An 11,482-nucleotide genomic window follows, 5' to 3' on the forward strand; every position below is an offset into this window, starting at 1 on the left:
AAGGAGTTCTGGGGAGTCTATCCAGAGGCGGAATCCATTGGTCGAAGGCTATCTACCGCATGGCTTTGACGCCCGGCCATCTGCCGAGTTGCCAAGACCAGCGGAGCCGGACTAACAACACTAAGAATTTCCGGGAGCCTCGTCTTGAACCAACAAGCATTGTCCGCCTTCCTCTGGAGCGTCGCCGACCTCCTTCGCGGTGACTACAAGCAGTCGGATTACGGCAAGATCATCCTCCCGTTCACCGTCCTACGCCGGATCGACTGCGTGCTGGCCCCAACCAAGGCTGCGGTGCTGGCCGAACTGGACCTGCGCGAAGCCCAGGGTCTGCCCGTGGCCCAGTTCCTGAGGAAAAAGGCGGGCCAGTCCTTCTATAACGCCTCGTCCTTCGACCTGAAAAAGCTCATGGGCGACCAGGACAACATTGCGGCCAACCTGCGGGCTTACATCCTCGGCTTCTCGCCCGAGGTGCGCGACATCTTCGACAAGTTCGAGTTCGACACTCAAATCGACCGTCTGGCCAAAGCGGGCCTGCTCTACCAGGTCGTCGAAAAATTCACCCAAATCGACATGCACCCGGATCATGTCACGAACCACCAGATGGGCCTCGTCTTCGAGGAACTGATCCGCCGCTTCGCCGAACTCTCGAACGAAACCGCGGGGGAACACTTCACTCCGCGCGAGGTCATCCGCCTGATGGTCAACCTCATATTCGTTGAGGATGACGAAGCGCTGTGCCGGACCGGCATCGTTCGCACGATCTATGACCCGACGGCCGGCACGGGCGGCATGCTTTCGGTCGCCGAGGAATATCTGACCGACATGAACCCCACGGCCTCGGTCTCGCTTTACGGGCAGGAACTGAACCCGGAATCCTACGCCATCTGCAAGGCGGACATGCTGATCAAGGGTCAGGATGTCGGTAACATCACCTTCGGCAATACCCTGTCGGATGACGGGCATGAGGGCGAGAAATTCGACTACATGCTGTCGAACCCGCCCTTCGGCGTTGAATGGAAGAAGGTCGAGAAAGCCGTCCGTGCCGAGCATGAGCAAAAGGGCCATGCCGGCCGCTTCGGCCCCGGCCTGCCGCGCGTCTCGGATGGCTCGCTGTTGTTCCTGATGCACCTGCTGTCCAAGATGCGCCCGGCATCGCAGGGCGGCTCGCGCTTCGGCATCGTGTTGAACGGCTCGCCGCTCTTCACCGGCGGCGCGGGCTCGGGCGAAAGCGAGATCCGCCGCCATGTTCTGGAATCCGATCTGGTCGAGGCCATCGTCGCCCTGCCGACCGACATGTTCTACAACACCGGCATCGCCACCTATGTCTGGATCTTGACCAACCGCAAGCCCGAGGCGCGCAAGGGCAAGGTCCAGCTGATCGACGGATCGGGCTTCTGGCAGAAGATGCGCAAAAGCCTCGGCTCCAAGCGCAAGGAACTGGCCGAGGCTGACATCACCACCATCACTCGGCTCTTCGGCGAGTTCACCGAGGCCGAGCTTGCCCGGATCATCGACGCCGACGGGAAGGAGATCGGGACCGAGATCCTGGCGCCCGGTCAGACGCCCCCCGCCGCGCCGCAAGGCGGCAAGATCAAGCTCGCGCCGCTGTCGCGCATTCTGCCGAATGAGGCCTTCGGTTATCGCAGCATCACCGTCGAGCGCCCCCTACGCGATGAGGATGGCAAGATCGTCGTCGGCCAGAAGGGCAAGGCCAAGGGCAAGCCGCAGCCGGATTCAAGCCTGCGCGATACCGAGAATGTGCCGCTGGCCGAGGAGGCCGAGGCCTATTTCGCGCGCGAGGTTCTGCCCCATGCCGCGGACGCCTGGATCGATCCCGACAAGACCAGGACCGGCTACGAGATCCCCTTCAACCGGCATTTCTATGTCTTCGAGCCGCCGCGCCCGCTGGCCGAGATCGATGCCGATCTCGCCGGGGTCACCGCGCGGATTCAGGAGATGCTGAAGGGGCTCACGGCATGAAGCGCTATCCGGCCTATAAGGACAGCGGTGCAGTATGGCTCGGCGAGACGCCCGAGCATTGGAGATCAAAACGGCTCGGCTCCTGTTTCAAGGAGCGGCGCGAGACGGTTAGCGATAGGGACTTCCCGCCCCTTTCAGTCACTATGAACGGAATAGTGCCGCAGCTCGATACAGCGGCGAAAACCGACGACGGTGACAACCGTCGATTGGTCCGGGCCGGTGATTTTGTTATCAACAGTCGATCGGACAGGAAGGGTTCCTCCGGCCTATCATCTAAAGACGGCTCCGTTTCGTTGATCAATACGGTTATCACGCCAAGTGAAGGTATAATCCCAATCTTTGCCCACTGGCTCCTGCGAAGTAGATCATTTCAGGAGGAGTTTTATCGTTGGGGGCGTGGGATCGTGGCAGATCTCTGGACGACGCGTTACAGTGACATGAAGCCCATTTGGCTGTCTATCCCACCCCTCCCCGAACAACGCGCCATCGCTGATTTCCTCGACCGGGAGACGGCGAAGATCGATGCCTTGGTGGAGGAGCAGCGCCGCCTGATCGCGCTTTTGGCCGAGAAGCGTCAGGCCGTCATCAGCCACGCCGTCACCCGCGGCCTGAACCCCGCCGCCCCCCTCAAACCCTCGGGCATCGACTGGCTCGGGGATATCCCGGAAGGGTGGGGGGCACTTAGCCTGCGCCATTGTGCCACGAGCATTCAGACTGGCGGCACGCCGTCCGACGTTGCTCCCGCCGAGGATCTAGTCGGCGGGTTCTTGTGGTTTACTCCCGGTGATTTTGGAGATTCACTTGAGATTACGGCCTCCTCGCGAGCCATTTCCCCGGAGGCGATGGCGGCAGGTGGAGTTCGAGTTTTCCCGGCGGGATCAGTCCTTATCGTCAGCATCGGCGCGACACTTGGGAAGGTCGCCGTCACTTCCGAACCCTGTTCCGCTAATCAGCAAATAAACGCAGTAGTGCCAAATGCAAAGGTTCGCTCGCGCTTTCTCGGCTACTCCTTGGCGGAAAAAAGCGCCGTGATGCGTTATTTGTCGAACGCCTCCACTATCGGCATCATGAACCAAGAGAAGACCAAGGAAATTGTGATCGCTGTTCCAACTTTGCTTGAGCAGGACGAAATCGCCAACTTCCTAGATGCGACTTGCGCAGAGTATGCGTCGCTGAGCGAGGTTGCCACCTCGGCAATCACTCTGCTGCAAGAACGTCGCGCGGCATTGATCTCGGCTGCGGTCACCGGCAAGATCAATGTTTGCGAGGCGGTGGCGCTTGTCGCTGCATCCCGGCATTCCCTGGGGGTCTCGGCGATGGTTGCGGGCGTGGTGATCGCCAGATATGGGCGGCAGTCGGGCCACGGGCGGGTTTGGCTTCAGAAAATGCTCTTCATGACGCAAACCCATGCAAACATCGACGAGATTGAAGGACGTTTCCTTCGTGAACCAGCCGGACCGCTGGATCGCGATCTTCGCGACCGGGTCGAAGCGGATCTGACTGCCGCCAATGCCATCCGCGTGACACGGGTGCAGGGCGAGCGAGAAGCATATCATTACGAGTTTCTGGGCGATGCCGCGCAGTTGCGCGCCGACCTCAGCGCGGCGCTTGGCGTCCGGATGGACGGGTTCGAGCGCCTGACGGATCGCTTGGGCGACCTGAACACCAAGGGCATCGAGGCGGTCGCAACCCTTTATGCGGTATGGAACGACTTCCTGATTGACGGCCAGACTCCGGGCGATAGCTACATCACTCGCGAAGTGCTGGAGAACTGGCATCCCGAAAAAAGCGAGAAATTCTCGGCGGATGAACTCGATACGTGGCTGGCATGGATGCGCCGTCAGGACATCGTGCCAAGCGGGACAGGGCAGAAGACGTATACGGGAAGGTTGTTCGTCTGATGGCGACACATAAGGAAATCGGCTTCGAAGAGGTGATTTGCGATCATCTTGCCACCCAAGGTTGGCTGTATTCGGTCGGCGACGCCGCAGGCTTTGACCGCGCCCGCGCGCTCTTCCCGGCGGACATTGCCGCTTGGCTTGATGCGACTCAGCCGAAAGCCTGGGCCGATGCCAAGGCCCGGCATGGCGAAGCCGTGATCCTTGACCGTTTGCGCAAGCAGCTTGACGAACGCGGCACGCTGGAGGTGCTGCGCAGGGGGATCGAGATCCTCGGCCTCAAGGCGCCTCTGATCTTCGCACAGTTCCGCCCCGCCATGGGCATGAATCCCGATATCACCGCCCGATACGAGGCCAATCGCCTGCGCGTCGTGCGGCAGCTGCGCTATTCGCTGGCGAATGAGAAGTGCATGGACCTTGTGCTGTTCCTGAACGGTATTCCCGTCGCGACGGCCGAGCTGAAGACCGACTTCACGCAGTGCGTCGAGGATGCTGTCGACCAGTATCGCTTCGACCGCAAACCCGTCGAGAAGGGCCAGAAGCCCGAGCCGCTGCTGTCTTTCCCCGGCGGCGCGCTCGTCCATTTCGCGGTCAGCGACAGCGAAGTGATGATGGCGACAAAGCTCGACGGCCCGGCCACGCGCTTCCTGCCCTTCAACAAGGGCGATCACGGTGCCAAGGGCAACCCGGTGAACCCCGCGGGCCATCGCACCGCCTATCTCTGGGAAGAGATCTGGGCGCGCGAAAGCTGGCTCGACATCCTTGGCCGCTACATGGTCGGCACGCAGAACGCCAAGAAACAGCTGACCGGTATGATCTTCCCGCGCTTCCATCAGTTGGACGCGACCCGCAAGCTGCGCGCCGCCGTGCTGGAGGAAGGTCCGGGCGGCAAATATCTGATCCAGCATTCTGCCGGGTCGGGCAAGACGAACTCGATCGCCTGGACCGCGCATCTGCTCGCCGACCTGCATGACGCGAAGGACGAGAAGATCTTCTCCTCGGTCGTGGTGGTGTCGGACCGGAACGTGATCGACACCCAGTTGCAGGAGGCGATCTTCTCGTTCCAGCGGACGGCAGGCGTGGTCGAGACGATCACCAATGAGACTGGCTCAAAAAGCGAGAAGCTGGCCGAGGCGCTGGCGGGTGGCAAGAAAATCGTCGTCTGCACGATCCAGACCTTCCCCTTTGCCCTAAGCGCCGTGCAGGAACTGGCCGCAACGACCGGCAAGCGCTTCGCCGTGATCGCCGACGAGGCCCATTCCAGCCAGACCGGCGAGGCGGCATCAAAACTGAAGCAGGTGCTGTCGGCCGAGGATCTGGCCGCCGTGCAGGATGGGGGCGAGATCGGTGCCGAGGATATCCTCGCCATGCAGATGGCGGCAAAGGCTTCACCCTCTGGCATCAGCTTCGTCGCCTTCACCGCGACGCCCAAAGCCAAGACGATGGAACTGTTTGGGCGCCGTCCAAACCCGGAGGCACCCGCCGGTCCCGGTAACCTGCCCGAGCCCTTCCATGTCTATTCGATGCGTCAGGCGATCGAGGAAGGCTTCATCCTCGATGTCCTGAAGAACTACACGCCCTATTCACTGGCCTTCAAACTGGCCAATGACGGCAAGGAGTTCGACGACAAGGAGGTCGAGCGCAGCGCCGCCCAGAAGTCCCTGATGCAATGGGTGAAGCTGCATCCCTGGAACATCAGCCAGAAAGTCGCGATCGTCGTCGAGCATTACCGCTCTACGGTCATGCCGCTGCTGGGCGGTCAGGCGAAGGCGATGGTCGTGGTAGAAAGCCGCAAGGAGGCCGTCCGCTGGCAGCTGGCAATCCGGAAATACATCGCCGAGAAAGGCTATGCCCTCGGGACGCTCGTGGCGTTTTCTGGTGAGGTGAACGACGATGAAAGCGGTCCTGAACCGTTCGCGGAGATCAGCAAGACGCTGAACCCCGGGCTGAAAGGCGATATCCGCGAGACCTTCAAAGGGCCGAACTTCCACGTTCTGATCGTGGCGAACAAGTTCCAGACCGGCTTCGACCAGCCGCTGCTTTGCGGGATGTATATCGATCGCCGCCTCGCGGGCATTCAAGCCGTTCAGACCCTGTCGCGCCTCAACCGCGCCTGGCAATCGGGCGAGTTGGTCAAGGACACGACCTATGTCCTCGACTTCGCCAACAGCGCCGAAGACATCCTGACCGCCTTCAAGACCTACTACGAGACCGCTGAGCTCGAGGCGGTCACCGATCCCGACCAGGTGCTGGACCTGCGGGCCAAGCTGGATGCCCTCGGCTACTACGACGATTTTGAAGTTGATCGGGTGGTGAAGGCGGAACTGGATCCCAAGGCCAGCCATGCCGCGCTTTCCTCGGCCATCGAACCGGTAGCCGATCGGCTGCTGAAGGCCTTCAAAGCCGCGCGAGATGCAGAGACGAGGGCAAAGGCCGAAAGCAACGAGAAGGCCGCCGTTGCGGCGAAGCAGGAGCAGGAAGCGCTGATCGTCTTCAAGTCCAACATGGGCGCGTTCCTGCGGCTTTACGCGTTCCTGTCGCAGATCTTCGATTATGGCGCGACTGCGATCGAGGCGCGCAGCATCTTTTTCCGCCGCTTGACCCCGCTGCTAGATTTTGGCCGCGAGCGTGCGGGGGTGGACCTGAGCAAGGTGACCCTGACCCATCACAAGCTCTTCACCGGCGGCAAAAAGGATCTGAGCCTTGGTGCAAGTGGTGAGAAACTGAAACCCATCTCCGAGACCGGATTGGGCAGTGTCCAAGACAAGGAAAAGGCGCTGCTGTCCCAGATCGTCGAAAAGCTCAATGATCTGTTCACCGGCGATCTGACCGACAGTGACCAGCTTTCATACGCCATGGCCGTGAAAGGCAAGTTGCTTGAGAACAAGATGCTAGTCCAGCAGGCGTCAAGCAACATGAAAGCGCAGTTCGCCAACTCACCCGTCCTGAAGAATGCTCTGCTCGACGCGATCATCGAGGCGCTCGATGCCCATTCCGAAATGAGCAAGCAGGCGCTGGGATCCGAGGTGGTACAGGAGGGTCTCAAGGATGCACTGATGGGGCCTGGGCGGCTGTATGAGTCCTTACAGGAACGCGCTGTGTAAGATAGCGCTCGTGGCACCGCAGAGCATTGGAGTCCGGAAGATGGCTATGACTTGTGCTTCCACCAGATAAGGAATTTCGGGCGTTTGCTGCTCACTGCGCTGCGGCACGGCGCCCGCGGCATGATTGAGAAAGCAGTCTCTCAGGCGACGCGCAGCGAGAACGGCGCTTCACAACTTGGTTGGGCGGGAAGCTGTCTGTCGGTGGCGCAGCGTTGCGGCCGCAGCATATGGCCAAAGCAGCCACTCAACCATGGGTGCGGCGTTATCCACGCCCGTTCGACATGGCGGGCGGACAGCGGCAGTTCGCTGCAGATGCGCCTTATTCTTGCTTGGCCGCGGGAAGCTGACATCCATCCGATCTTGGCAGGAGTTAGTCCGCTGCACCGCCGCACGGCCGTTTCGAGCCCATGGACTGCCGCTCGCGCGGCAACGGCGCCCTAGGCAGATGTCATGCCGTTGACCCGTCCGATGTGCATTTGGTTTTGGCGCTTGTTCCTCGTCCGGCAGCTTGGCCTGCATCGCGAAGGGAAGCTGACCTTCCATGGCGACACGAACGGTTGGCCCAGGCGGATGTTCGCGCAGTGGTTCGTTCCGTTCCGCAAGTCCGAATGGGTCGTCTACGCCAAGCCACCCGTCGGCCGTCCCGAGGCCGTATTAGCCGCCGGATCGGTGCGAGGAAGAGGTGTTCAGATCCGCGTAGCGGGAGCGTTTACAATATGATGTGCAGCGTCCCGTAAATGCCCTATACTTGGTGTTATGACCAAGTTTCTTACATCCAACCAGATGCTCGGAGAGATCGGCGAGGCGGCGGTGCGTCGCCGGTTTTTGGACATGGGCTTTCAGTTCGACGGCCGCGGAAGACTCGAGGCCGGCATCGACGGCATCGCCGAAGTGATGATCGACGGGAAGCCGCTGGCGCAGATGATTGCCGTGCAGGTCAAGGCGACTCAGGAGGCGAAGTACTCGGCCGAGACGGACCAGGGCTTCACCTATCTGCTTAGGAGTAAGGACCTTGAATACTGGCGACCGTCAAACCTGCCTGTCATCATCGTTCTCTACCGCCGCTCCGATGAGACTTTCTACTGGAAGGAAGTCCCGCGCGGTGTCAGCGCGGAGGACCGCCGGCTGCAGTTCGACAAGCAGCAGGACGTTCTCGACAGGAATGCCGTCGACCGCCTCGCCGCGCTGGCTGTTCCGAAGATCGGCGCGGGCTACTACGTGCCCCCGCTGGGCGACGGCGAAGAGGCGCTGGTCAATATCCTGCCACTCATTCTGCCGTCGGAAATCTACGTGGCTTCGACCCCGTATTCGGGGCGCAAGGCGACGGCGCTGCTTCTGGAGAGCGACGGGCCCCCGCGCTTCGACTGGGTGATCCGTGGCGGTTCGTTCTGGTCGTTCCACGACCCGAGAAGATCGTTATGCCGGGAGATCGTCGATCTCGATCAGGTCGAGGCCGTGGAGACGAATTACCTCGCCTTCCATGAGGACCTGAACGAGCAGCATCATTTTGCGTATCTCCTGAAGAACGCGCTCAGGCACCAAGTCCGTGCCGATCTGAACTGGCACAAGGATAACGCGCTGCTCTACTTCAGGGCGCTGGCTGCCGACACGCCGCGACGGTTCTACTACGAGTCCGCGAAGAACAAGACTCATGCCGACGTCGTCAATGTCGTGACCAGCAAAAAGGACCAAGGACAGGTCGCCTACGTCCGGCACCATGCCTTCGTGCCGCGCTTCGAGGTGCTCGGCGATCAGTGGTATTTGGTCATCACCCCGACTTATTACTTCACGACCAACGGCTTTACGCCGCACTCGTATCCGCATGCGCTTCTGTCAGGCAAGAAGCGGCTCGATAACAGCGGATCGCTGCGCGGGCAGGTCATCATGTGGCACAGGTTTCTGGCCCAGAACGGGCGGGCCAGCGACGATCTTTTCGCGCCCGAGCAGGCTGAAGAACCGTGCCTCGCATTTGCCGAGCCGCCGCAGATCACTCTGGAGACGCGGGTGCCGGAAGACGTTTGGGGCTCTCCGAAAAAGAAGGCGGAGGAGAGCGCTGACCAGGAAAGGCTCGCAATATGATGAATTTCGAAAGCAAAATCTTCGCCGAGCCGGAGCTGGAGTTTGGCGACAAGTATCACCATCCGGACCCGCGGCTCGGTCTGATCGAGGCCGGTCCGTTGCAGGCGCCGCTCGGTGATGTGATCAAGATCGGGGTGGTCGGCAGCGCCAAGACCGTCGAGGACACGGGAAAATTTCTCGCGGCCGCAACGGCAGGCTTTGCGGGCAAGTCGGCCAAACACCCGAACCTGCATCCGGATTTTCCAGGGCTGGGCAATGCCAATCCGTTCAACTGCCGGTTCGAGATAAGCGAGAAGGCATCATTCGCTTTGCCCCAAGGCCGGATCGAAAAGATCAGGAAGGAGCCTGATCACAAGAAAGCCGTCGAGATGGCTGTCGACGACATCATCACCCAGCTCGAGACCTTGGATGAGAGCAGTCACCGCCCGGATGTCGCGATCGTTGCCCTGCCGGTCAGACTGATCGAGCGCGTCTGGAGCGCGAAGGTCGATGCCAAGAGCTCGACCGAAAGAGAGGACAGCAGCGGTTCAGATGCCCCAAATTTTCGGGGCATGCTCAAAGCGCGGGCGATGGGACTGAGCTTTCCGGTGCAGATCGTCTGGGAGGACGTCATCGACGATGAGGCCAAAATCTCTCAGAAGGTGAAGGAGAGCAAGGCGCGGGATATCCAAGACCCGGCGGGGCGGAGCTGGAACCTTCTAACGACGCTTTACTACAAAGCCACTGGCCGCATTCCTTGGCGCCGCAGGGCGCGCGAAGGCGAATTTACGGCCTGCTATGTCGGTATCAGCTTCTACCGCGAGGCCGGCGGCCAGCAGCTCTTTACCAGCGCTGCGCAGATGTTCGATGAGCGCGGACGCGGTTTCATCCTCAAGGGCAAGCGCGCCCAGACGGAAAGCCGTGGCCGCCACCCGTACATGACCTTCAACGATGCCTACGATCTCATCTCGAAAGCGCTCTCGCAGTACAAGAACCACCACAAGAACTTTCCGGCGCGCGTGATCGTGCTCAAGACATCGCGTTTACGGGAGGAAGAGGCTGAAGGTGTCCTGAAGGCACTCGAGGAAGCCGGAACCGAGCTCAGCGATCTGGTCTGGGTTCAGGAGTCCGCTTCGATCAAAGTCCTGCGTGACGGCAATTATCCGGTGCTTCGCGGGACCTTCGTCGATCTCGGCGGCCGCGGTCTTCTTTATACGAACGGCAGCATTCCGTACTATGGCACATATCCCGGTCTCTACGACCCGCGGCCGCTACTGCTTTGCCCGCACGAAAGCTGCAACAGCACAATCAGCCAGCTCGCCGAGGAGGTCTTTTCCCTGACCAAGATCAACTGGAACTCGACGCAGATGAACCAGCGGCTACCTATCCCGATCAGGGCTGCACGCAAGGTCGGCGAGGTCCTCAAATATATCGGTGAAGGACAGTTCGTGAGCTCTGATTACAGGCGATACATATGATGCCCGCTAACGACCTGGACGCTCTCGCCGCAGGGCTCTTCAAGACCTTCGCGCGCTTCGAGTATGCTTTGAAGGCTGCTGAGTTTCACAAGGGTGAGGGCGCGGCGGAAGCCAACTGGCGCACGTTTGCCGAGTCCGTTGCCGCGAGCTTCGAAGAGCCGGCAAGCGAGGAATTCGCGCAAGCAATCGCCTATATGCTCGCTAATCCACCGAAAAAGCAGATCGTCGAAGGTGGCGTTCTGGGATGGAGCGCGTCAGCACCGCAAACTGATCTTCAGTCGGACAGGGTGCTGATCTACGTGCGCCGCGTGAGGAACAATCTTTTTCATGGCGGTAAGTTCAATGGCCGGTGGTTCGAGCCGCAAAGAAGTGCCGTGCTTCTGCAGCATTCCCTTACAATTCTGAGTGCCTGTCTGGCTGCTTCGCCGGCTGTGAGCGAAGCTTATCACAATGAGCCATAGTGCGCTGCTCCCGCCATCTTCAGCTTGCTCGATCGATGCTGCAAGAGCAAGGGACGGCGAACTGCTCCGAGAGAGTTGCAGCCGCGCGCCGTCGCCCGTGTCATGCGGGATACCGTTGTCGATCCGGCCATTTACCTCTGGAGTAGCGAACGTCGGCTCTGCCCTTCGTCCTTATGGCCCGAATGGCTGCGGCGTCATTAGAGCACTCACGCGAACGGCAGAAAAGGCCTGACTCCGGTCATCGGGCCCGTGAAAATGATGTGCAATGCACGAATGGCCGATTCCGTTAAGCCGCGCCGCGGCGCAAATCTCTGCCTCGAGTGTCGGCTTTGAGCAGGCCCTCCCCTGCTTAGCGGTCGGGAGGCGCCGTCGACGAGGGTTCACTCGTTTTGCCCCGCAGCATGTTACTCGTGAGCCCATCACCGACACTCGCGTCGGCCGTAAGCCTGCGGTGAGGGCCGTCTGCTCTGACTGAGCAAATGGTCGTAAGGCATAGCCTTATG

At 60.6% G+C, this 11,482-nt stretch carries 6 protein-coding genes and 1 pseudogene; all 7 read left to right on the top strand.

The genetic code is table 11. The annotated features are described in order from the left end of the window. Nucleotides 1-144 precede the first annotated feature (144 nt). On the top strand, nucleotides 145-1,980 hold the full coding sequence (locus tag RM190_RS22515; protein ID WP_311761726.1) for a type I restriction-modification system subunit M: 1,836 nt from the start codon (nucleotides 145-147) through the stop codon (nucleotides 1,978-1,980). Then, nucleotides 1,977-3,881 (top strand): restriction endonuclease subunit S, encoded by a 1,905-nt coding sequence (locus RM190_RS22520; protein ID WP_311761727.1) that lies wholly within the window; start codon nucleotides 1,977-1,979, stop codon nucleotides 3,879-3,881. Before RM190_RS22515 ends, RM190_RS22520 begins: the two co-directional genes overlap by 4 nt. Beyond that, the gene (locus RM190_RS22525; protein WP_311761728.1) at nucleotides 3,881-6,982 is read left to right on the top strand and encodes a type I restriction endonuclease subunit R; all 3,102 of its coding nucleotides are present in this window, start codon (nucleotides 3,881-3,883) and stop codon (nucleotides 6,980-6,982) included. Before RM190_RS22520 ends, RM190_RS22525 begins: the two co-directional genes overlap by 1 nt. Before the next feature lie 480 nt (nucleotides 6,983-7,462). After that, nucleotides 7,463-7,642, top strand: a pseudogene (locus tag RM190_RS23490) (IS91 family transposase); the annotation flags it as partial. Nucleotides 7,643-7,738: 96 nt separating this feature from the next. After that, entirely contained in the window at nucleotides 7,739-9,061 is a 1,323-nt protein-coding gene (locus tag RM190_RS22530) for a DUF4365 domain-containing protein (RefSeq protein WP_311761729.1), read from the top strand. Further along, the gene (locus RM190_RS22535; protein WP_311761730.1) at nucleotides 9,058-10,518 is read left to right on the top strand and encodes an argonaute/piwi family protein; all 1,461 of its coding nucleotides are present in this window, start codon (nucleotides 9,058-9,060) and stop codon (nucleotides 10,516-10,518) included. Before RM190_RS22530 ends, RM190_RS22535 begins: the two co-directional genes overlap by 4 nt. Next, nucleotides 10,518-10,979 (top strand): hypothetical protein, encoded by a 462-nt coding sequence (locus tag RM190_RS22540; protein ID WP_311761731.1) that lies wholly within the window; start codon nucleotides 10,518-10,520, stop codon nucleotides 10,977-10,979. Before RM190_RS22535 ends, RM190_RS22540 begins: the two co-directional genes overlap by 1 nt. Nucleotides 10,980-11,482 lie beyond the last annotated feature (503 nt).

This window comes from Paracoccus broussonetiae (genome assembly GCF_031854425.1).
Lineage (GTDB): Bacteria > Pseudomonadota > Alphaproteobacteria > Rhodobacterales > Rhodobacteraceae > Paracoccus > Paracoccus broussonetiae.

Coding starts and splice junctions, on each gene's coding strand:
- RM190_RS22530 (WP_311761729.1), top strand. CDS start 7,739: ATGACCAAGTTTCTTACATCCAACCAGATGCTCGGAGAGATCGGCGAG.
- RM190_RS22535 (WP_311761730.1), top strand. CDS start 9,058: ATGATGAATTTCGAAAGCAAAATCTTCGCCGAGCCGGAGCTGGAGTTT.
- RM190_RS22525 (WP_311761728.1), top strand. CDS start 3,881: ATGGCGACACATAAGGAAATCGGCTTCGAAGAGGTGATTTGCGATCAT.
- RM190_RS22520 (WP_311761727.1), top strand. CDS start 1,977: ATGAAGCGCTATCCGGCCTATAAGGACAGCGGTGCAGTATGGCTCGGC.
- RM190_RS22540 (WP_311761731.1), top strand. CDS start 10,518: ATGCCCGCTAACGACCTGGACGCTCTCGCCGCAGGGCTCTTCAAGACC.